A 21,463-nucleotide genomic window follows, 5' to 3' on the forward strand; every position below is an offset into this window, starting at 1 on the left:
TTGACTCCGGCCGGCTCCGGCCCCCGCCGTACCCTTGACGCCGATGAGACGCCGTACGCCGCCCCCGCCCGCCCCGCTCCCCCAACGCGACGGGGTCGATCCCGTACGGGTACGGCTACCCGCCGGCGGGACGTGGGCCACCGTGCGGGAGCACCTGGTGGAACGGCTCACCGGGGCCGGGCCCGGAACGGTGGAGTCGATGTTCGCCGCCGGCCAGGTGATCGACGCCGACGGACGGGCCGTACCACCGGACGCCCCGTACCGGCCGGGAATGTACGTCTGGTTCCACCGCGAGCTGCCCGCCGAGGTGCCGGTGCCCTTCCCGGTGGAGGTGGTGTACCGGGACGAGCACATCGTGGTGGCCGACAAGCCGCACTTCCTGGCCACCACCCCGCGCGGCTCGCATGTCGCCCAGACCGCGCTGGCCCGGCTCCGGCACGAGCTGGGCGTTCCGACACTGACGGCGGCGCACCGCCTGGACCGGCTCACCGCCGGGCTGGTGCTGTTCACCGTGCGCCCCGAGGAACGCGGCGCGTACCAGACGCTGTTCCGGGACCGGCGGGTACGCAAGGAGTACGAGGCCGTCGCCCCGTACGACCCTTCGCTCGCCCTGCCCCGCACCGTGCGCAGCCGGATCGTGAAGGAGCGCGGGGTACCGGCCGCCCGGGAGGTCCCCGGCGAGCCGAACGCCGAGACCCGGGTGGAACTGGCCGGGCACCGGGCCGGGCTCGGCCGGTACCGGCTCCTCCCGGCGACCGGCCAGACCCACCAGCTGCGGGTGCATCTGGCCGCGCTGGGCGTGCCCATCCTCGGCGATCCGCTGTATCCCGAGGTGCTCGCCCCGGTGCCGGCCGGTGACTTCCGGCGTCCGCTGCAACTGCTCGCCCGGCGGCTGGAGTTCACCGACCCGGTCACCGGCGCGCACCACGCCTTCACCAGCGGCCGCGAGTTGGGCGCCTGGACGTCGTACACCGACTGGTCCGAAGGGTCCCGGCCGCTCGGCTGACGCCCGGCCGGGGGTGTCAGCCGCCGTGCCACCAGCGCAGGAGCCGCCGCCACAGGCCGCGGGGGCGGGCCGGTTCCAGGGTCGCGGGGGCGGACTCCGGTACGGGCGGCGGCTGGTGGGCCGCCGGCTGCGGTCCGGCGGCCGGGGCCGGGTCGCTGCTCAGCGCGCCGACCTGCCAGTTGGAGCGCTGCGGCGGGATCGGCATGGCCCTGGGTGGCAGGTCCACGTCCTGCTGCGGCTTGGGTTCGAAGCGCACCGGCAGGGCCACCAGGTGCCGGGAGGCGATGGACGACCGCCAGCGCAGGTCCTCCTCGGCGCAGTCGAGCTGGATGTCGGACAGCCGGGTCAGCAGCGCGTCCACGCCGACGTCGGCGATGGCGCGGCCGATGTCCTGGCCGGGGCACTCGTGCGGGCCGCCGCCGAAGGCGAGGTGGGAGCGGTTGCCCTGCATGCTCTCCGACGGATCGGGCCGCACCCGCGGGTCGACGTTGCCGGGGGCGGGCGCGAACAGCAGCCCGTCGCCCTTGCGGATGCGCCGGCCGCCCAGCTCGGTGTCCTGCTTGGCGAAGTAGCCGAAGACCGTGCTGAACGGCGGCTCGTCCCAGAGGGATTGCTCGATCGCCTCGGGCACGGTCATCTGGCCGCCGTTGAGCTGGGCCCGGAAGCCCGGCTCGGTGAGGACCATGCGCAGCGCGTTGGCCAGGAGGTTCGCCGTCGCCTCGTAGGCGGCGAACAGGACGAGCCGCAGGTGTTCGCGGACCTCGTCGTCGGTCAGCCCGGCCGGGTGGCCGATGAGGTGACTGGTGAAGTCGTCCTCGGGCCGGGTGCGCCGCCGGGTGGTGAGCCGGCTGAGCGCGTCCATGACGTAGGTGTGACTCTGGATGGCGGTCTCGGTGCCCTTCAGGGCGTCCCGCGCGGCCTGCACCATCCGGTCGTTGTACTCCTCGGGCATGCCGAGGATCTCGCACATCACGGCCATCGGCAGATGCTCGGCGAACTGGGAGACCAGGTCGGCCCGCCCGCGTTCGCAGAAGCCGTTGACCAGGGCCTGGGTGTGGCGTCCGATGTGCCGGCGGACGCTGCGGTGGTCGATGGTGGCCATGGCCGCGGTGACCGCGTCGCGCAGCCGCTCGTGCTCGGCGCCCTCGGCGTGCGAGCAGATGGGCTGCCAGGCGATGTGCGGCATGAGCGGGTGGTCGGGTTTGACCCGGCCGTCCTTCAGCGGGGTCCAGATCCGGCTGTCCCGGGTGTACTGCGAGGGACTGCGCACCAGTTGCAGGTTCTCGGCGTGGCCGAGCACCACCCACATGGGTACGTCGTCGTGGAGCAGCACGGGAGCCACCGGGCCGTGCTCGTCCCGCAGGCGTTCGTAGAGGCCGGCGAGGTCTTCGGCGTCGGGGCCGTAGAGCCGCCGCGGTCCCCCGGCGTCGAGGCCGTGCGCGGGGCAGCCCGGCGGCGGGGCGAGGGACTCGGTGCCGGTCAGGGAGGGAGATTCAGACGTCACGGTGGTGTCGCTCCGGAGACGGATGGGTGGGGTGGGCCGGCGGCGCGTCAGGTGAGGGCGCCGGACAGGGCGAGGGAGTGCAGGAAGCGGGTGAGGGTGAGCAGCACGTCCTTGCTGGAGGCCCGGCGGCGCACATCGCACTCGATGATCGGGATCTCCGGGCCGAGGTCCAGGGCCGTGCGCAGTTCCTCGACCGGGTAGCGGGGCGCGTCCGGGAAGGAGTTGACGGCGACGACGAAGGGCACGCCGCGTTCCTCCAGCCGGCCCATGACGTCGAAGCTGACCTCCAGGCGCCGGGTGTCGACCAGGACGACCGCGCCGAGGGCGCCCTCGAACAGCCCGTTCCACAGGAACCAGAAGCGCTCCTGTCCCGGCGTGCCGAAGAGGTAGAGCACCAGTTGGTCGGTGATCTGGATGCGGCCGAAGTCCATGGCCACGGTGGTGGCCGTCTTGGACTCGGAGCCGTAGTCGTCGTCCACGCCGATGCCGGCCTGGGTCATGGTCTCCTCGGTGGTCAGCGGCCTGATCTCGCTGACGGAGCCGACCATGGTGGTCTTGCCGACGCCGAACCCGCCCACGATCACGATCTTCACCGCGGCCTGGGCCGTGTGCGGCAGATGATCCTCGGTGCGCGGGCCGGGGATCGTGTCAGAGCCTTTGAAGTCCATGCATCACCGCTTCGAGGAGGGAACGGTCGAAAGCCGCCTGGCGGACGATCGGGGCGCGGGCCTGCACCAGCTCCGCCTGGATCAGCTCGGTGATCAGTACGGTCATCGCGCTGAACGGCAGTTGGAGGTAGGCCGAGAGCTCGGCCATGGACAGCGGGGCGGTGCACAGCCGGAGCACGGCCGCCACCTCGGGGGAGGCGGACAGCGGGGGTGCGGAGCGGGCCACGATCAGGGTCACCAGGTCGAGTTCCGCGCGCTTGCCGTCCGCCGATCCGGCGATGGTGTAGAGCCGTTCGGGGTTGCCGGGTTTCTCCGCACCGCCCGCCGGTTTCGCGGCCGGCGCCGGCGGGGGCGACGGGTGCTGCGGCCGGCGCCGCTTGCGTCGTGGAGGGGTCATACGGTCTGCCCGTTCCGCCGGGGCGGACTGGTGAGGTGGGCGCCGATCCGGACGACGAGGTCGCGCATCATGCCGCTCATCCGGCCCGGTTCGCAGGTGACGTCCGCGAGCACGGCGAGGTAGGCGTTGGGGCCGGCGTTCATCAGGTAGAAGTAGCCGCCCTCGATCTCGAAGACCACGAGCTTCATGTCCCCGGCGCCCGGCAGTTCCTGGATGATGGCGCCGGCCAGGCTCTGTACGCCCGCGCAGGCGGCGGCCACCCGGTCGGCGGCGTCGGGCTCGCCGCCGTAGCGGGCGATGCGCAGTCCGTCGGCGGACAGGACCACGATCATCTCGATACCCGGGACGCCGTCGTTGAGCTGCTTGAGCATCCAGTCCAGGTTCGCTCGCTGCTGGATCACTTGAGGTCCCCCTCGTCGTCGGCCTCGGTGCCGCCCTGGGCGTATTCGGCCGGATCTTTGAGCAGATGCAGGTACTTGGTCGGGTTGCGGGTGAAGTCGGTCAGCTCGGGACCGGTGGCGTCCGGGGGCATGCCCTCCCTGAGGCCCTTCCAGAAGGCCTCGATCCCGGAGCCGATCGGCCGGTCCATGAGCTTCCTGCGCTCGGGGTCGATCTCGGGCTCGGGTTCGGACCGGGTCTGGGACCAGATGGTGGGCCTGCCCTCGCGCTCGGCGCGCTCGATGGCGGCCTGTTCCGCGATCCGCTGGCTGAGCGGGGTCTTCACCCGGCTGCGGCGCTGCGGCAGCCCGGTCGCGGTCCACTCGGTGACCTCCGGAATGTCGTCCTCCAGGGAGATTCCGGCGGGGATCTTGGGGCTGGTGGGGCGGCGCGTCTTGGGCGGGCGCTTGGGGCCTTCCACGGCGCCGAGTTCGGGCTTGGGGATGCCGGTGGCGCCGATGCCGTGGGCGACGCCGACACCGGGCTCGGTGGTCGTCATGACGCGCGGCACGATGAGGATCGCGCGGACGCCGCCGTAGGCGGAGGAGCGCAGCGAGACCTCCATGTCGAACTGCTTGCAGAGCCGGCCGACGACGGCGAGGCCGAGGCGCGGGTTCTCGCCGAGGTTGTCCGCGTCGTCGAGGTTCCTGGCGTCCTCGATGGCCTTCTCGATCCGGGCGCGGGACTCCTCGCTGAGGCTGACGCCCGCGTCCTCGATCTCGATGGCGATGCCGGCCTGCACCTCGGAGGCGGTGACGTGCACCTTGGTGGTCGGCGGGGAGTAGCGGGTGGCGTTGTCGAGGAGTTCGGCGGCGGCGTGGATGACCGGCTCGACCGCGGTGCCCTTGATGTTGATGTTGACGATGGAGCTCAGCTCGATGCGGCGGTACTCCAGGATGCGGGACATCGCGCCGCGCAGCGTGCTGTAGAGGGAGACCGGCAGCGGCCACTGGCGGCCGGGCCGGCCGCCGCCGAGGACGGAGATGGTGTCGGCGAGGCGGCCGATCAGCGAGGTGCCGTGGTCGATGCGCAGCAGGTCGTCGAAGACCTCGGGGTTGCGCCCGTGGTCCTCCTCCATCTCGCGCAGTTCCTTGGCCTGCTGGTGGACGATGGCCTGGACGCGGCGGGCGATGCTCACATAGGAGCGCTCGGTGGCGTCGCGCATCGAGATCTCGTGGTCGGCGCCGGTCAGCGCGACGCGTACCAGCTCGCGGTAGCCGTCGGGCAGGCCGCGCAGTTCGGGGTCCTCGTCGAAGACGTAGCGCACGGTGTCGCGGAGCGCCTCGCCGCGGCGCAGCCGGATGAAGCCGAGGGGCAGGACGTTGTGGGCGAAGTGGTCCATCAGGTGGTGGTGCAGCGCGATCTGCTGTTGCAGACGGTCGGCGTGCCGGGTGTGTTCGGCCTGTGCCTCGCGGAGCAGCCGGCCGCGCCGGGCGGCCTCCCCGGCGGTGAGGAGGACCAGCAGCACGGCCAGCACTCCGCAGACGCCGACGGCCACCCTGGCCGTGGGCGGTACCAGGGCGACGGCGGCCCCGGCCGCCGCGGCCATCACTATGGCCGGCGGCAACAGCACGCGCGCATAGGGCCGTTCACGGCGACCGGGAGGCTTCTGAACACTCACCATGGATGCCTTCTGTAACGAATCGGCTGGGTGTCGGGTGGAGCTTGCGGGGGAAGGTATGGGGAACTGTCGGGATGCACTTCACATGTGGGAACAGACGCACGAATTGCCTCAACTCGGTGCGCCGCGGGCGAGCTTAGTCCGACCGGATCAACGCCGTGTCATCTTCGGCAAGCACCGGAAATCGACCCGCGACAGGAGTACGCTCAACCTCTTGTGCACAGTTCGCTGTCATTCACACACAGACAGTATCGGCGCACAGACGTGCGATTGTCACTCACCGTAACGAGTGAAAAAACAGTCGAGGCCGCACCCGGACAGGTGCGGCCTCGGTTCCCCCGGACGAGTGGTCTTGGCGGACTGAAAGCGATCAGGCCACGGACGAGTAGGCCACCACGCCCCGCAGCAGTTGGTCGACGGCCTTGCGCGCGGCCTTGGCCACGGTCGAGTTCTCCGCGGGCGCGGCCGCGGAGATCTGCCCGAGGACGTCGATGACCTGCTTGCACCAGCGCACGAAGTCACCGGCCGGCATCTCCGCCTCGCGCAGCACCTCGTCCAGCCCCTTGCCGGAGGCCCACATATAGGCGGCCCAGGCGAAGCCGAGGTCGGGCTCGCGCTGGCCGACGCCCTCCGTCTGGCTGATCCGGAACTCCTCCTCCAGCGCGTCGAGCCGGCCCCAGATCCGGACCATCTCGCCGAGCGCCGCCTTGGCCTTGCCCGAGGGCAGCTTCGGCGCCATGGCGTCGTCGCCGGCCCGTGCCTCGTACACCAGCGCCGAGGCGCAGGCGGCGAGTTCGGCGGGGCCCAGCCCCTCCCAGACCCGCTCCCGCAGGCACTCGCTGGCCAGCAGGTCCAGTTCGCTGTACAGCCGCGCGAGCCGCCTGCCGTGCTCGGTGACCTCGTCACCGCGCAGATAGTCCAGCTCGGTCAGCAGCGCCACGATCCGGTCGAAGGTGCGCGCGATGGTGTTCGTACGGCCCTCGATGCGCCGCTCCAGCTGCGAGGTGTCGCGCAGCAGCCGGTGGTAGCGCTCGGCCCAGCGGGCGTGGTCCTCGCGCTCGTCGCAGCCGTGGCAGGGGTGCGCGCGCAGCGCCGTGCGCAGCCGCGCGATCTCGCGGTCGTCGGCGGCCTGCGAGCGCTTCTTGCGGGCCCGCTCCGGCGGGATGTGCCCGGCCTTGGTGCGCAGCGCGGAGGCGAGGTCCCGGCGGGACTGCGGCGAGCGCGGATTGAAGGACTTCGGGATCCGCATCCGGTCCAGCGGCTCCACCGGCACCGGGAAGTCCATCGTCGCCAGCCGCTTGACCTGCCGTTCGGCGGTCAGCACCAGCGGGCGCGGCCCGTCGTGGTGGTCGAAGCCGCGGTGCCCGTTGGAACGGCCCGCGGGCAGGCCCGGGTCCAGCACCAGCGCGAGGCCCGCGTACTTGCCCGTGGGCACATGGATGACATCGCCCGGCTTCAGCTTCTCCAGGGCGACGGCGGCCTCCGCCCGGCGCTGGGCAACGCCCTGCCGGGCCAGCTCGGTCTCCCGGTCCTTCAGCTCCCGGCGCAGCCGCGCGTACTCCTCGAAGTCGCCGAGGTGGCAGGTCATGGAGGCCTTGTAACCGGCCAGGCCCTCCTCGTTGCGCTGGACCTGGCGGGAGATCCCGACGACCGACTTGTCCGCCTGGAACTGCGCGAACGACGTCTCCAGCAACTCGCGCGAGCGGTGCCGGCCGAACTGCTCGACCAGGTTGACCGCCATGTTGTACGACGGCTTGAAGCTGGAGCGCAGCGGGTACGTGCGCGTGCCCGCGAGACCGGCCAGGTGCTCGGGGCTCATGCCGCGCTGCCACAGCACCACGGCGTGACCCTCGACATCGATGCCCCGGCGGCCCGCGCGGCCGGTGAGCTGGGTGTACTCACCGGGCGTGATGTCGGCGTGCTGTTCGCCGTTCCACTTGACGAGCTTCTCCAGCACCACCGAGCGGGCGGGCATGTTGATGCCCAGCGCGAGGGTCTCGGTGGCGAACACCGCCTTGACCAGGCCGCGTACGAACAGCTCCTCCACGACCTCCTTGAAGGTCGGCAGCATGCCCGCGTGATGGGCGGCTATGCCCCGCTCCAGGCCCTCCAGCCATTCGTAGTAGCCGAGGACGTGAAGGTCCTCCGAAGCGATGTGGGCGGTGCGCTCCTCGACCAGGGCGCGGACCTTTTCCCGCGCCTCCTCGTCGTTGAGCCTGAGGCCCGCGTACAGGCACTGCTGGACGGCGGCCTCGCAGGCGGCGCGGCTGAAGATGAAGGTGATGGCCGGCAGCAGGCCCTCGGAGTCCAGGCGCTCGATGACCTCGGGACGGCCCGGCGTCCACACCCGCGAGCGCTGTCTGCGCTCCCGCTCCCGGTCGGCCTCGCGCATCGCCCGGCCGCGCCTGCGGTCCTGGTACGACGGTCTGGTGGCCTCCATGCGGGCCAGGCGGACCAGGTCGGGGTTGACGGCCTTCTTGTGGCCCTCGCCCTCCTCGAACAGGTCGTACATCCGCCGTCCGGCGAGCACGTGCTGGAACAGCGGCACGGGGCGGTGCTCGGAGACGATCACCTCGGTGTCGCCGCGGACGGTGTCCAGCCAGTCGCCGAACTCCTCGGCGTTGGAGACGGTCGCGGAGAGCGAGACCAGCGTCACCGACTCGGGGAGGTGGATGATCACTTCCTCCCAGACGGCGCCGCGGAAGCGGTCGGAGAGGTAGTGCACCTCGTCCATGACCACATAGCCGAGGCCGAGGAGGGTCTGGGAACCGGCGTAGAGCATGTTCCGCAGCACCTCGGTGGTCATCACGACCACCGGGGCGTCGGAATTGACGCTGTTGTCGCCGGTGAGCAGACCGACCTTCGCGGTGCCGTAGCGGCGGCACAGATCGGCGTACTTCTGGTTCGACAGCGCCTTGATGGGTGTCGTGTAGAAGCACTTCTTGCCCTGCTGCAGGGCGAGGTGGACGGCGAACTCGCCCACGATCGTCTTGCCCGAGCCGGTGGGGGCGGCCACCAGTACGCCCTTCCCCGCTTCGAGTGCCTGGCAGGCCTCGATCTGGAAGGGGTCGAGGCCGAAGTCGTACATCTCGCGGAAGGAGGCGAGCGCGGTGGCCTGCTCGGCTGCCCGCCTGCGGGCTGCCGCGTACCGCTCGGCCGGTGAGAGATCCTCTGTCATCGTACTTTCGAGCGTACCGGGCGCCACTGACAACGGGACGATCATTATCCGGATCCCGGAAGGAGGGGTGTCGGAAGCCGGCGGCCGGCGGGGCGGCGGGCCGGTCGCGGAGGGCGCCGGTACAGCAGGAGGATGCCGGTGAAGCGGCAGGGCGCCGGTAAAGACGGATGCCCCCGTCCCCGGTATGGATCCGGGAAGCGGGGGCATCGCGTGCGGTGTGCCTCGGTGATGGTGGGGCCGGCGGTTACGTCGCGTCGTCGTAGCCGTTGACCCGGTCGGTGCTCGTCTGCTCGGGCAGTGTGCGGGCGGCCGAGACCGGCTCGGCCTCGCCGATGTCCTCGGGCGTGAGGTCCAGCTCGGCGGCCTCGTCGTCGGCGGGACCCGCGGCCTCGCGCAGACGCTTGCGCTTGTCGTTGAGGAGCGAGAACGCGACCGCCGCGAAGTACAGCACCCAGATCGGCCCGGCGAGGGCCACCATCGACAGCGGGTCGGTGCTCGGGGTGGCCACGGCCGCGAAGACCGTGATGCCGAGGATCATGGCCCGCCACCAGCCGAGCATGCGCCTGCCCGTCAGCACCCCGGTGAGGTTGAGCATGATCAGCAGCAGCGGCAGCTCGAAGGAGAGACCGAAGACGATCACCATGCGGGTGACCAGCTGGAGCAGGTCGTCGAGCGGCAGCAGGTTCTTGATCTCGCCGTTCGGCGTGAAGTCGATCAGCACCTTGGCCGTGGTCGGCAGCAGCTTGTACGCGAAGAAGGCACCGCCGAGGAACAGCGGGACGCCGGTGAAGACGAAGGCGTAGGCGTACTTCTTCTCGTGCCGGTGCAGACCCGGCGCCACGAACGCCCAGAGCTGGAAGAGCCAGATCGGCGAGGCGGCCACCACACCGGCCATCAGCGAGACCTGGAGGGCCAGCGTGAACGGCGCGAGAAGACCGTTGATGGTGATCTCCGCGCACTGCGTCTTGCCACTGGACTTGGCCAGCTCTGCGAAGGTCTCCCGACAACCGACGGAGTCCAGGATCGGCTCCGTCAGGAAGTTGATGATGTTGTTGTAGTAGAAGGCCGCGACGATCGTCACGATGACGATGGCCAGCATCGCCTTCGCGAGCCGGTTGCGGAGCTCACGAAGGTGATCCGCGAGAGGCATCCGCCCCTCGGGATCCTTCTCCTTCTTGCGGGCAGGCTTGAGCAACCCACGTCCTCATCTCGTGCGGCAGGCCGGGGCTTTCCGGCCTTGTGTCAGCGCTGGGCGGAATCCGTGGGCTCGTTGACCGGCCGGGAGCTGCTCACGTCGCCGGGGGCCGCCTGGATCGTGCGCTGGGCCGAGGACTGCTCGGTGGAACCGGACGCCTGGGGGGAGGTCTTGCCCTCTTCCTTCATCGCCTTGGCCTCGCTCTTGAGGATGCGGGCGGACTTGCCGAGCGAGCGCGCCATGTCCGGAAGCTTCTTCGCGCCGAACAGCAGGATGATGACGACGAGGATCAGAATGATCTCGGGAGCTCCGATTTTTCCACCGAACATGAATCTTTACCTTCTCACCGAGGCGGCTGGGTGGGGTGCTGTCCGACCAGTCGGACATGTGTCCGATGGTCGTGCTGGCAGCGATCGTAACGCTCAGGGGTAAACGTGAGGCAATCCCCGTGCGTACTCCCGGTCCGCGGTGCGGGCCTCGTTTTCCGCACCGCGACCAGCAGAGTACCTGTCCGGCAGGGCAGCATGACAGGGCGAAGCGACCCAAATCGCTTGTATCACTGGTCTCACGACCGCCGTCGGGCGCCGTTCACAGCGTGTCGACGGCGCGGGCCGCGCTCACGGTCGCCCGCTCCAGGTCCTCGGCGGCCCGGCTGATACGGCGCGCCGAGTCCGTCACCTGCTGCCCGAGGCGTCGCGCCGCCACGAACACCCGGACGGCGAGCACCCCCAGGACGGCTAGACCCAGGAACCCCATGGCTACGGCGAACATCGGCCAGAACATGACGTCGAGACTAGACGGTCCGCCACCCCGGTCCGCACCCGCCCGTGCGGTGACCGGCACGGTGCCGGCTCACCGCGCGGCACGCGGCCGGGCCGCCCGCTACACGGTGGAGTGCAGCCGCAGGGTCCTGACCCCGCCCCCGGTGAGCAGTTCCACGATCCGCTCCCCGGCCGGCTTGCGGACCGCGGCACCGCAGTCGGGGCAGGTGAAGGAGTAGAACGTGGTCCGGCTGCTGGCGCCGATGGCGAGCCGCAGCGCGCTCGCGGCGAGTTCGAAGCGGCCCCGGCAGTCCGGGCAGCCGGCCTTGAACACCACGGGGGCCACCCTTCTCATCCCCGCGAAGGCGGTCGCCACCGTCATCTCACCCACGCCGGATTCCGGAGACTCGCTCACAGGCCCTCGCTCCCTCTTCCTCTGGTCGTTCTCTGGTCGCAGCCGAATCCTCTGGTCGCAGCCGATCACACCCGGTCGTCCAACGTCAGGGCCGTACGGTCCCGGTCGCTGTGGCCGTACGGCCCCGGCCGGCTACGGCACCGGCACCGCGCCGGCGGGAACGTCGTACGCCGCGAGGGCCTCGCGGGCCGCCCGGCGGGCGCTCTCGGCCAGCTCGGGCGGTGAGACGATCCGGCCGTCACGGCCGAGCCGCAGCGCCAGCCGGCGCAGGGAGGCCGGGTCGGGCGTGCGCAGGGTGATGCGCAGCCCGCCGTCGGGAAGCTCGTCGGCGCTGTCGTGCGGGTAGTACTCGGCGACCCAGCGACCGCCGGGACCGACCTCGACCACGACCTCCGGGTCCTCGGCGGCCGGCTGCACCAGGCCCTCGGAGAGGTCCCGCAGCTCCACCTCGGGCGGGGCCGAGGGCGCGTCGAGGATCTTGATCTCGGCGACCCGGTCCAGCCGGAAGGTCCGCCGGGCCTCGGAGCGGCGGCACCACGCCTCCACATAGGTGTGGCCGACGCTGACCAGCCGGATGGGGTCGATCTCGCGCTCGGTGACCTCGTCCCGGGCCGGTGAGTAGTAGCGGATCCACAGCCGGCGGCGCTCGGAGATCGCCCGGTCCACGTCGGCGAACACCCCGCCCTCGGACTCGAAGGTCACCGACAGCCGGGAGCTGGCGCCGGCCGCCTCCCCGGCCGCGGTCTCCACCTTGGCGGTGGCCCGCAGCAGGGCCTGGCGGTCGCTCTCCCGCAGACCGGGCAGCGTGGCCACCGCGCGGGCCGCGACCAGCAGGGCGGTGGCCTCGTCGGCGGCCAGCCGCAGCGGTTCGGCCGCCTCCTCGCCGAGCGCGGCCGGATTGTGCCACCAGATACGCTCGCCGTCGGTGTCGATGTCCAGCAGATCGCCGCCGCGGAAGCTGGTGCCGCACATGGGCAGCACATCGAGGTCGGCGACCAGCTCGTCCTCGCTGATCCCGAAGGCGCGCGCGACATCGGCGATCCGGGCGCCGGGGCGCTCGCGCAGATACGTCACCAGGGAGAGCATCCGCCGGGTCTGGTCGATCGCGTTGCCGGTCCTGGCCGGTTTGCCTGCCACTGTCCCGCTCCCCCTCAGCCCTCGGCCACGGCGCGCAGCCGGTCCACCACGTCGGCCCGCAGCTCGGCCGGCTCCAGGACCACCACGTCCGGTCCGAACTCCACCAGCCAGGCGTCCAGGCCGTGCCCGTACGGAATCTCCAACTCGTCCCAGCCGTCGCCCAGTTCCCGGACCTTGACGGCCTTCGCCCGAAGGGGGTAACCGGCACCGGAACGCAGCCGGATCAGCGCCGAGCGGTCGGCGATCTCGCCGGCCCAGCTCGCGACGGTCTCGCGCACGGTGACGACGTCCGGCACCGGCGCGGTGAAGCCCGTACCGCGGGAGCGGACCTTCCCGGTGATCCGGGACAGCCGGAAGACGCGTTCGGCGCCCCGGTCGCGGTCGAAGCCGGCCAGGTACCAGTGGCCGCGCCAGCACTCCAGCGCCCAGGGCTCGACGTGCCGGGGCTCGGGGCGGGCGGCGGTGGCCTTGCGGTACTCGAAGAGGACCGGGCGGCGGTCACGGCAGGCCAGCATCAGCGGCTCGAACGCGGCCTCGTGCACCGGGATGCGCGGCTCCAGGGCGCTGTGCGCGCCGTACGGGTCGACGTCCTCGGGCAGGCCCGCGGCGCGCAGCTTCTGCAAGGCTCCGCTGGCCGCGCCGGCCAGCCGGGCCTGCTGCCAGACCTTGGCGGCGAGACCGAGGGCGGCGGCCTCCTCGGCGTCCAGGGTGATGGGGGGCAGGCGGTTGCTGTCGCGGCGGGCGAGATAGCCGACCTCGCCGTCCAGGTTCTCGACGGTCTCGATGACCAGGCCCAGCTCGCGCAGATCGTCCTTGTCCCGCTCGAACATGCGGTTGAAGGAGTCGTCGGAGCCCGCCTCCAGATAGGCCTCGATGGACTCGCGCAGCTCGCGCTTGCTGAGCGGCCGGCGTGCGCCGAGCAGACACAGCGCGAGGTTCATCAGCCGCTCGGCCTTGGCAATGGCCATCGACGCCCTTCGCCTTCCCTATGGTGCTTCCGACCGATGACCGTACCGCTCCGCGGGGCGTGGGCAAAAGCCGAGGGCCCATGCCCGGCCGGGCATGGGCCCCAGGTCATCGCGTCCGGTCCGGCCCGCGCGCCCCGGCGCGGCCCGTTCCGGCCCGCCGGATACGGGCCGGCCCGGACGCCGACGGCGCCGGCCGCAGCGACCGGGACGCCTGGCGTGGATCAGACGGCGAGCAGGTCCACCACGAAGATGAGGGTCTCGCCGGCCTTGATCGCCGGGGTCGGGCTCTGGTCGCCGTAGGCGAGGTGGGCCGGGATGGTCAGCTGGCGGCGGCCGCCGACCTTCATGCCCTGCACGCCACGGTCCCAGCCCGCGATGACCCGGCCGGCGCCCAGCGGGAACTTGAACGGAGTACCGCGGTTCCAGCTGGCGTCGAACTCCTCACCGGTGCTGAAGGCGACGCCCACGTAGTGGACGGTGACCGTCTGGCCCGCCTGCGCGACCGGCCCGTCGCCCTCCCAGATGTCCTTGATCTCAAGGTCGGCCGGCGGCGCGCCCTCGGGGAAGTCGATCTCGGGCTTCTCGATGCTCACGTCAAAAACTCCTGCTTGTGTACGGCATGAATCCCGGACAGTCTTTCATCCCCGCCGATCGCCCGCCCGCCACGGTCCCCGCCCTACATCGCCGCGAGGATGTCCACCGTGAACACGAGGGTGGAGCCCTTCTTGATGGCCCCGCCGCCCGGCGGGTTGTCACCGTAGGCCAGCTCCGGCGGAACGACGATCAGGACCCTGCTGCCCACCTTCTTGCCGGTCAGTCCCTGGGCCAGGCCCTTGACCACCTCCCGCATCTGCTTCAGCGAGAACTGGCTGAGCCGCCCCGAGCCGTACGTCCGCTCGAACGTCTTGCCGCCGTCCCAGACCAGGCCCTGAAACTGGCACAGCACCGTCTGGTCGGCCTTCAGCGCGGGACCGTCGCCCTCCAGGACGTACTCCGAGACGAGCTTCTTCGGCGGGTCGGTCTTCGGCACGGTGACCTTCGGCGCCTTGCCGTCGGTGCCGGTACCCACCTCGGGCAGGGCGGCGTCGGTCTGCGGGACCGGGGTGCCCTTGGCCGAGCTGCCGGAGTTGAAGGACTCGAGCAGATCGATGACGAAGACCAGGGTGTCGGTGCCCTTGATGCCCGCCTGCGGGTTGCCGCTCGCGCCGTAGCCCCAGGCGGGCGGGACGGCGATCTCGACCCGGCTGCCGGTCTTCTTGCCCTGGAGGGCATACCGCCAGCCGTCGATGATGCTGCCCTGGGCGAGCTGCATGACCAGCGGACGCTTGCGGTCGTAGGAGTTGTCGAAGACCTTGCCGGTCTCCCAGATCTGGCCGAGGTAGTCGGCCCGGATGAACTCGTTCTCCGCGACCGTCCGCCCGCCGCCCGCGATCACCGTCCGGACCGCGAGGTTCTTCGACGGGGTGCCCGGTCCCTTCGCGACCGTCGGCTTCTCGCCGAACTTCCGGCCCTCCGTGATCGCCGGCAGCGGCCCGTCCACGATCTTGGGCGGGGGCGTGGCGGACGCCGACGGCGACGGCGAGGCCTCGGGGCTGTTGGGGTCGAGGGAGTCGGAATCGCATCCGGCGAGGGTGACCAGTCCTGCGGGTACGGCGGCGAGGAGAAGCGAGCGTCGGCGCACGGAAGAGCCTCGTAATCGATCGGTCCGGCGGATGGCGTGCGCGCAACTCTACGACCCGGGACGGGCGCCGTACGGAAACCGTACGGCGCCCGTGTGGCGCTCCCGCATGTCGCGGCCGGGCGGGCGGTCCGCCCGGTCGCCGCTACATACCCGCGATCAGTTTCTCCACCCGGTCGTCCACCGCGCGGAACGGGTCCTTGCACAGAACGGTGCGCTGCGCCTGGTCGTTGAGCTTCAGGTGCACCCAGTCGACCGTGAAATCCCGGCGCTGCTCCTGCGCCCGCCGGATGAAATCGCCGCGCAGCCGGGCCCGAGTGGTCTGCGGGGGAACCGACTTGCCCTCGAAGATCTTCAAGTCGTTGCAGATCCGGGCGGCTTGGCCCTTCTTCTCCAGCAGGTAGTACAGGCCGCGACGACGGTGGATGTCGTGGTAGGCGAGGTCTATCTGGGCGACTCGCGGATGCGACATCGTCATGTTGTGCTTGGCCCGGTACCGCTCGATGAGCTTGTACTTCATGACCCAGTCGATCTCGGTCTCGACGCGGTCCAGCTCCTCGGTCTCGATGGCCTCCAGCGTGCGGCCCCACAGCTCCAGGACCTGCGCGACGGTGCCGGTGCGGATGCCCCGGCGGTCACAGAAGTCCAGCGCCTTGTCGAAGTACTCGCGCTGCACCTCCAGCGCGGAGGCCTCCCGGCCGCTGGCCAGGCGCACCTTGCGCCGGCCGGTGATGTCATGGCTGACCTCGCGGATCGCCCGGATCGGGTTCTCCAGGGTGAGGTCGCGCATCACCGTGCCCGCCTCGATCATGCGCAGCACCAGGTCGGTGGCGCCGACCTTCAGCAGCATCGTCGTCTCGGACATGTTCGAGTCGCCGACGATGACGTGCAGCCGGCGGTAGCGCTCGGCGTCCGCGTGCGGTTCGTCACGGGTGTTGATGATGGGCCGGGAGCGGGTCGTCGCCGAGGAGACGCCCTCCCAGATGTGCTCCGCGCGCTGGCTGACGCAGTAGACGGCACCGCGCGGGGTCTGCAGTACCTTGCCGGCGCCGCACAGCAGCTGCCGGGTGACGAGGAAGGGGATGAGAATGTCCGCGAGCCGGGAGAACTCCCCGTGCCGGGCCACCAGGTAGTTCTCGTGGCAGCCGTAGGAGTTGCCCGCCGAGTCGGTGTTGTTCTTGAAGAGGTAGACGTCGCCCGCGATTCCCTCCTCGTGCAGGCGTCGTTCCGCGTCCACCAGGAGTCCTTCGAGAATGCGCTCGCCGGCCTTGTCGTGGGTGACCAGTTCGGTCACGTTGTCACATTCGGGGGTCGCGTATTCCGGATGTGAGCCCACGTCGAGATAGAGCCGGGCGCCGTTTCGCAGAAAGACATTGCTGCTGCGGCCCCATGACACGACACGGCGGAAGAGGTACCGCGCCACCTCGTCAGGAGACAGGCGCCGCTGTCCCCTGAACGTGCACGTGACGCCGTACTCGTTCTCCAGCCCGAAAATGCGGCGGTCCATGAGGGAACATTACGCCCGATCCCCCGAGCTGAAACGGGGTTCGAGGGCACGATTTGGATCATTTTCCGATGAAGCCGCGACGACACCGCCCCGCACGGGAGCCGCCAGGACCCCTCCGGTGGCGAGCAGGACCAGCAACGACACCGCCCCGGCCACGCTCGGCAGGCCGAAGCCCCACACGGTGCCGCCGGCCTCCACCACCGGCCCCGCCAGGCCCGTTCCCACCGACGCGCCCACGGTGAACGTCGTCACGAGCCAGGAGAACGCCTCGGTGACCGTGCCCCTCGGCGCGTGCCGGTCCACGATGATGAACGCGCAGGCTATGCAGGGCGCCAGGAAGACACCGGAGACCACGCTGAGCAGCACCATCCAGACCGTGCCCGGCGTCAGCGCGAGCGGCAGGTAACACACCGCCAGCAGGGCCACCAGGACCCTCAGCCGCCGCTCGGGCGAGCCCGCCCACTGCCGGGCGCCGTAGACGGAACCGCCGGCCAGCGCGCCCAGGCCCAGCCCGGCCATCAGCCAGCCGTAGACCGCGTCGCCGCCGTGGCCGTCGGCGTACGACACCGCCGCGACCGTGATGGAGCCCAGCGCGATGCCGATGAACAGGAACGCGGCGAGCAGCGCCAGCAGACCGGGCGAGCGCAGCGCGCCCAGCCAGTGCGCCTCGCGCGGGGCCGAACGCCAGGCCCGCGAGGGCGGCGAGACGACCACGGACAGGGCACCGAGCACACCCAGCAGGTTCAGCACGAGCAGGGCCGCCCGCTCGTCCCACACCGAGACGCACACGGTCACCAGCAGCGGGCCGACGGTGAACATGACCTCCTGCGCGATCGCGTCCATGGCGTACGCCGTGTGCACCTGCTCCTCGCGGCGCAGCACGGACGGCCACAGGGCGCGCAGGCCGCCCTCCAGCGGCGGGGCGAACAGACCGGACACCGCGACGGCCGCGTAGGCCGCCGGCAGCGGATCGGTGCCGCAGAAGGCGAAGACCGTCATGGCCAGGGCCGCCAGGACGGCCGCGGGCAACTGGACGCGCGGCTGGCCGTAGAGGTCCACGAGCCGGCCCAGCACCGGCTGGCCGACGGCGTTCGCCACCCCGTACACGGCCGCGAGGGCGCCGGCCAGGCTGTAGGTGCCGCCGTCGGCGCGGACGAAGAGGACCAGCGCGATGGCCGCGGTCGCGTTCGGCAGCCGCCCCACCAACGTCCCGGCGAGCAGCCGGAGCGCGTGTCTCGCCCGGAGGATCTCCAGGTACCCCGTGGCCATGCCCGCCTCCAAGTGTTACGTATAACTTCCCTCATCATACGTACCATGTGCGCTGTTCACACGTCCACACGAAGGAGCACGTCCACCGTGGCACGCAGCAGCACGCGCCCGACCAGCCGGGACGTCGCCCACGCGGCCGGGGTCTCCCAGGCGGCCGTCTCCCTCGTGCTGGGCGACAAATGGCGCGGCCGGGTCTCCGAACCCACCGCCGAACGCGTCCGCCAGGCCGCCCGCGACCTGGGCTACCGGCCCAACCTCGCCGCCCGCAACCTCCGCCTCGGCCGCACCCGCACGGTCCTGCTCGTCGTCCCCGCCCTGACCACCGAATTCTTCGCCGGCGTCTACACCGGCGCCGCCCGGGTCGCCGCCGAGCACGGCTTCGGCGTGGTCCTCTACCCCTCCCCCGAAGGCATCGGCCCCGCCCGCGACCCCTTCGCCTCCGCACAGGCCGCCCTGGACGGCGTCATCGCCTCCTCCATGGCCGCCGACGCCCTCACCGACATCCGCGGCGACCAGCTCCCGCTCGTCATGCTGGACAGCGACCCCGCCGGCAGCCTCGGCGCCGCCACCGTCAACCTCGACATCGCCGACGGCGTCCGCCAGGTCGCCGAACACCTCCTCGGCCTCGGCCACCGCCGGGTGCTCCACCTCGCCGCCGACGTCCCCTCCTGGACCTTCGAGATCCGCGCGCGGGAACTGGCCGCCCGCATGGCCGCCGTCCCCGGCACCGAGGTCCGCACCGCCCGCGCCCCGATCTCCATCGACGGCGCGCTCACCGCCACCGAGGCCGCCCTCGGCGCACCCGGCCCCCGGCCCACCGCCATCGTCTGCGACGACGACAAACTCGCCGCCGGCGCCTACAAGGCCCTGCGCCGCCTCGGCCTGCGCATCCCCGACGACATCTCCGTCACCGGCCTCGACGACCTGGCCCTGGCCACCGCCATCGACCCCGAGCTGACGACGGTACGACTGGACGCCGAACTGTTCGGCGAACACGGCATGCGGGCCCTGCTGGCCGTCCTGGAGGGCCACAGGCCCACCAGCGGGGACATCCCCGTCCAGCTCGTCGTCCGGGGCTCCACGGCCCCGCCGCCCACGCCCTAGAAACGCGGAACGCCCCGGACCGCGAAGGCCGGGGCGTCCCACCGCGTGCGCCGCGGGCGGCTCACTGCTCCTCGGAACCGTCCTCCGCGGAGCTCTCCGCCTCCGTGCTCGCGCCGTCCGCCGCCAGCAGCCGGTCCAGCTGCCGGCCCACGATCCGCTTGAACTTCCGCTTCTGCGGGCGGGTACGGTCCAGCACCGCCACCTCCAGCCGCTCGGCGGGGATCTCCCGCTCGCTGCCGTTGGTGTCCCGGGACAGCGCCTGCACCGCCAGCTTCAGCGCCTCCGCCAGGCTCATGCCGTCACGGTGGCGCTGGTCCAGGAAGCTGCTGATCTGCTCCGCGTTGCCGCCCACCGCGACCGAGCCGTGCTCGTCCACGATGGAGCCGTCGTGCGGCAGCCGGTAGATCTGGTCGCCCTCCGGGGTCTCCCCGACCTCGGCCACCACCAGCTCCACCTCGTAGGGCTTCTCGGCCGCCGAGGAAAAGATCGTGCCCAGCGTCTGCGCGTAGACGTTGGCCAGGCCGCGCGCGGTGACATCGTCGCGGTCGTAGGTGTAACCGCGCAGGTCGGCATAGCGGACGCCGCCGATGCGCAGGTTCTCGTACTCGTTGTACTTCCCGGCCGCGGCGAAGCCGATCCGGTCGTAGATCTCGCTGAACTTGTGCAGCGCGCGGGACGGGTTCTCGCCGACGAACACGATGCCGTCGGCGTACTGCAGCACGACCAGGCTGCGGCCACGGGCGATGCCCTTGCGGGCGTACTCCGCCCGGTCGGCCATGGCCTGCTGAGGTGAGACATAGAACGGCGTCGACACCGGTTATCCGTCCCTTTCTGTCATGGTCACTGGATCACCTTGATAAGAACCGGGCCCGCGCTCAGAGCAGGGCGGCCTTGGGGCCGTCGGGCTCCTCCAGGCGCTTCTGGAGCACCGCGCGGGACAGCTCCGACGCCTCCTGCTCGGTGAGCCGGCGGAAGCCGTCCTCGGTGATCACGGTGATGATCGGGTAGATCCGGCGGGCGACATCGGGACCACCGGTCGCCGAGTCGTCGTCAGCCGCGTCGTACAGGGCCTGCACCACCAGTGTGGTGGCCTGCTCCTCGGTCAGGTCGTCCCGGAACAGCTTCTTCATCGCACCGCGCGCGAAGATCGAGCCCGAGCCCGTCGCCGCGAAGTTGTGCTCCTCGGAGCGGCCGCCCGTGACGTCGTAGGAGAAGATGCGCCCCTTCTCGCGGTCCAGGTCGTACCCCGCGAACAGGGGGACCACGGCCAGGCCCTGCATGGCCATGCCGAGGTTGGAACGGATCATGGTCGACAGCCGGTTCGCCTTGCCCTCCAGCGACAGCTGGGCGCCCTCGACCTTCTCGAAGTGCTCCAGCTCCAGCTGGAAGAGCTTGACCATCTCCACGGCCAGGCCGGCGGTGCCGGCGATACCGACCGCCGAGTACTCGTCGGCCGGGAACACCTTCTCGATGTCCCGCTGGGCGATCACATTGCCCATCGTGGCCCGGCGGTCGCCGGCGAGGACGACCCCGCCGGGGAACGTCACGGCCACGATGGTCGTTCCGTGCGGCGCCTCGATCACGCCCTGTGTGGGCGGCAGCTGGCGGTTGCCGGGCAGCAGCTCGGGCTGGTGCTCGGCGAGGAAGTCCATGAACGAGGAGGATCCTGGCGTCAGGAAGGCAGCTGGTAGACGCCCGGTGCTACGAGTGTTGGCTTCCACAGGTTTCCTTCCAGGTATGCAACAGCACGACGGCCAACGTCGGGGTCATCCCGCAATTTGCCGATGGCCGAATTGCAGTTGAAGCACAGTACGCCACGGACCCTACCCGTCCTGTGGCAGTGATCCACATGCACGGGCGGGGCGTCCAGACAGATCGCACACAAGCCTCGCTGGGCAGCGATCATCGCGTCACGCTCAGCCTCGGTCAGGCCGTAGTTGCGCCGCAGATGGCGTTCGCGCCCTTTCGCCGCCTTGCATGTCTTGCAGAGAGTCGCCAAGCCGTCGGAGGCACTGCGGTTCCTCGTCCACTCGCTGTGCGGCTTGATCTCGCCACACGTACGGCAGTACTTGTGCCCCGGGGGTGCCTCGACCCTCGGACGGACATTGCGCCCCTTGGCCACCTGCCGTTGCTGGTGATAGGTAGCCGCGCACTCACGGCAATACGCCTGCAGCCCGTCGCCCATCGCCTTGTTTCGCGCGAACGCTGCTCGCGGCTTGTGCTGCTTGCACCGCGAGCAGCGCTTCACGCCTTCTTCGGTTGCCAACCGACTCCCCGCCCGACTCCTTCGATTCGAAGGCGAAACCTACTGGCCACCCTTCTGAACGAAGCTCCGAACGAAGTCCTCTGCGTTTTCCTCGAGTACGTCGTCGATCTCGTCCAGTACCGAGTCCACGTCGTCCGACAGCTTCTCGTGCCGTTCCTTCAGGTCCTCGGAAGCCTGCGCGTCCTGCGCCTGCTCCTCGACCTCCTCGGTGGACCGGGTGGCCTTCTGCTGGCCGCCGCCGGTGTCCTTGGTCGCCATAACCTCACCCCGCTCAGTTCGCCTGCCGATCGGTGATGATCAGACCCTATAGGCCGGGTCCGACATCGGCCCCGCAGTTTCCACAACGTGCGG

The 21,463-nt window shown here is 70.9% G+C and carries 22 protein-coding genes; 2 read left to right on the top strand and 20 right to left on the bottom strand.

Features of this window, described 5'->3' with window-relative positions:
* Nucleotides 1-43 precede the first annotated feature (43 nt).
* Entirely contained in the window at nucleotides 44-1,006 is a 963-nt protein-coding gene (locus IE251_RS23360) for an RluA family pseudouridine synthase (RefSeq protein WP_189754960.1), read from the top strand.
* Between the two features lie 16 nt (nucleotides 1,007-1,022).
* Here IE251_RS23360 and IE251_RS23365 read toward each other — a convergent pair whose 3' ends face one another.
* The 16 genes from IE251_RS23365 to IE251_RS23440 form a co-directional block, all read right to left on the bottom strand.
* Complete coding sequence (locus IE251_RS23365; protein WP_189754961.1) at nucleotides 1,023-2,510, bottom strand: cytochrome P450; 1,488 nt, start codon at nucleotides 2,508-2,510, stop codon at nucleotides 1,023-1,025.
* A 47-nt stretch (nucleotides 2,511-2,557) separates the two neighbouring features.
* Entirely contained in the window at nucleotides 2,558-3,178 is a 621-nt protein-coding gene (locus tag IE251_RS23370; protein ID WP_030781273.1) for a GTP-binding protein, read from the bottom strand.
* Nucleotides 3,159-3,575 (bottom strand): DUF742 domain-containing protein, encoded by a 417-nt coding sequence (locus IE251_RS23375; RefSeq protein WP_030781275.1) that lies wholly within the window; start codon nucleotides 3,573-3,575, stop codon nucleotides 3,159-3,161. Before IE251_RS23375 ends, IE251_RS23370 begins: the two co-directional genes overlap by 20 nt.
* Nucleotides 3,572-3,976: a roadblock/LC7 domain-containing protein gene (locus IE251_RS23380; protein WP_030608271.1), complete on the bottom strand. Its 405-nt coding sequence runs from the start codon at nucleotides 3,974-3,976 to the stop codon at nucleotides 3,572-3,574. The genes IE251_RS23375 and IE251_RS23380 overlap by 4 nt, the downstream gene beginning before the upstream one ends.
* Nucleotides 3,973-5,637 (bottom strand): sensor histidine kinase, encoded by a 1,665-nt coding sequence (locus IE251_RS23385; RefSeq protein WP_229896901.1) that lies wholly within the window; start codon nucleotides 5,635-5,637, stop codon nucleotides 3,973-3,975. The genes IE251_RS23380 and IE251_RS23385 overlap by 4 nt, the downstream gene beginning before the upstream one ends.
* Before the next feature lie 367 nt (nucleotides 5,638-6,004).
* Nucleotides 6,005-8,857, bottom strand: coding sequence for a DEAD/DEAH box helicase (locus IE251_RS23390; protein ID WP_189754962.1), 2,853 nt, complete (start codon nucleotides 8,855-8,857; stop codon nucleotides 6,005-6,007).
* Nucleotides 8,858-9,056: 199 nt separating this feature from the next.
* Nucleotides 9,057-10,007: a twin-arginine translocase subunit TatC gene (gene tatC, locus IE251_RS23395; protein WP_189754963.1), complete on the bottom strand. Its 951-nt coding sequence runs from the start codon at nucleotides 10,005-10,007 to the stop codon at nucleotides 9,057-9,059.
* A gap of 47 nt (nucleotides 10,008-10,054) precedes the next feature.
* Nucleotides 10,055-10,336: a Sec-independent protein translocase subunit TatA gene (tatA, locus tag IE251_RS23400; RefSeq protein WP_189754964.1), complete on the bottom strand. Its 282-nt coding sequence runs from the start codon at nucleotides 10,334-10,336 to the stop codon at nucleotides 10,055-10,057.
* 259 nt (nucleotides 10,337-10,595) lie between these two features.
* Nucleotides 10,596-10,790 carry a hypothetical protein gene (locus tag IE251_RS23405; protein WP_189754965.1) on the bottom strand — a complete coding sequence of 65 codons (195 nt, stop codon included), beginning with the start codon at nucleotides 10,788-10,790 and terminating at the stop codon, nucleotides 10,596-10,598.
* A gap of 99 nt (nucleotides 10,791-10,889) precedes the next feature.
* Nucleotides 10,890-11,150 (bottom strand): hypothetical protein, encoded by a 261-nt coding sequence (locus IE251_RS23410; protein WP_037654916.1) that lies wholly within the window; start codon nucleotides 11,148-11,150, stop codon nucleotides 10,890-10,892.
* A 165-nt stretch (nucleotides 11,151-11,315) separates the two neighbouring features.
* Nucleotides 11,316-12,320: a helix-turn-helix transcriptional regulator gene (locus IE251_RS23415; protein ID WP_030781307.1), complete on the bottom strand. Its 1,005-nt coding sequence runs from the start codon at nucleotides 12,318-12,320 to the stop codon at nucleotides 11,316-11,318.
* Between the two features lie 14 nt (nucleotides 12,321-12,334).
* On the bottom strand, nucleotides 12,335-13,288 hold the full coding sequence (locus IE251_RS23420; RefSeq protein WP_189754967.1) for a helix-turn-helix transcriptional regulator: 954 nt from the start codon (nucleotides 13,286-13,288) through the stop codon (nucleotides 12,335-12,337).
* A gap of 221 nt (nucleotides 13,289-13,509) precedes the next feature.
* A complete protein-coding gene (locus IE251_RS23425; RefSeq protein WP_189754968.1) occupies nucleotides 13,510-13,881 on the bottom strand; it encodes an FKBP-type peptidyl-prolyl cis-trans isomerase in 372 nt (123 codons plus the stop codon).
* Nucleotides 13,882-13,964: 83 nt separating this feature from the next.
* A complete protein-coding gene (locus IE251_RS23430) occupies nucleotides 13,965-14,969 on the bottom strand; it encodes an FKBP-type peptidyl-prolyl cis-trans isomerase (RefSeq protein ID WP_189754969.1) in 1,005 nt (334 codons plus the stop codon).
* A gap of 142 nt (nucleotides 14,970-15,111) precedes the next feature.
* On the bottom strand, nucleotides 15,112-16,473 hold the full coding sequence (gene pafA / locus IE251_RS23435) for a Pup--protein ligase (protein WP_030781321.1): 1,362 nt from the start codon (nucleotides 16,471-16,473) through the stop codon (nucleotides 15,112-15,114).
* 9 nt (nucleotides 16,474-16,482) lie between these two features.
* Nucleotides 16,483-17,742, bottom strand: coding sequence for an MFS transporter (locus tag IE251_RS23440; protein ID WP_189754970.1), 1,260 nt, complete (start codon nucleotides 17,740-17,742; stop codon nucleotides 16,483-16,485).
* Nucleotides 17,743-17,829: 87 nt separating this feature from the next.
* On the opposite strand from IE251_RS23440, the gene IE251_RS23445 reads away from it, so the two are divergent.
* The gene (locus IE251_RS23445) at nucleotides 17,830-18,846 is read left to right on the top strand and encodes a LacI family DNA-binding transcriptional regulator (protein ID WP_189754971.1); all 1,017 of its coding nucleotides are present in this window, start codon (nucleotides 17,830-17,832) and stop codon (nucleotides 18,844-18,846) included.
* A gap of 61 nt (nucleotides 18,847-18,907) precedes the next feature.
* On the opposite strand, the gene prcA is transcribed toward IE251_RS23445, so the two are convergent.
* From prcA to IE251_RS23465, 4 genes are all read right to left on the bottom strand, one after another.
* Nucleotides 18,908-19,660, bottom strand: coding sequence for a proteasome subunit alpha (gene prcA, locus IE251_RS23450; RefSeq protein ID WP_030781329.1), 753 nt, complete (start codon nucleotides 19,658-19,660; stop codon nucleotides 18,908-18,910).
* Nucleotides 19,661-19,721: 61 nt separating this feature from the next.
* Nucleotides 19,722-20,567 (bottom strand): proteasome subunit beta, encoded by an 846-nt coding sequence (prcB, locus tag IE251_RS23455; RefSeq protein ID WP_030781331.1) that lies wholly within the window; start codon nucleotides 20,565-20,567, stop codon nucleotides 19,722-19,724.
* The gene (locus IE251_RS23460) at nucleotides 20,519-21,031 is read right to left on the bottom strand and encodes an endonuclease VII domain-containing protein (protein WP_308436576.1); all 513 of its coding nucleotides are present in this window, start codon (nucleotides 21,029-21,031) and stop codon (nucleotides 20,519-20,521) included. Before IE251_RS23460 ends, prcB begins: the two co-directional genes overlap by 49 nt.
* Nucleotides 21,032-21,151: 120 nt before the next feature.
* Complete coding sequence (locus IE251_RS23465; protein ID WP_030608326.1) at nucleotides 21,152-21,370, bottom strand: ubiquitin-like protein Pup; 219 nt, start codon at nucleotides 21,368-21,370, stop codon at nucleotides 21,152-21,154.
* Nucleotides 21,371-21,463: the final 93 nt, after the last annotated feature.

The sequence above is a fragment of the Streptomyces eurythermus genome (assembly GCF_014649115.1).
GTDB lineage: Bacteria > Actinomycetota > Actinomycetes > Streptomycetales > Streptomycetaceae > Streptomyces > Streptomyces eurythermus.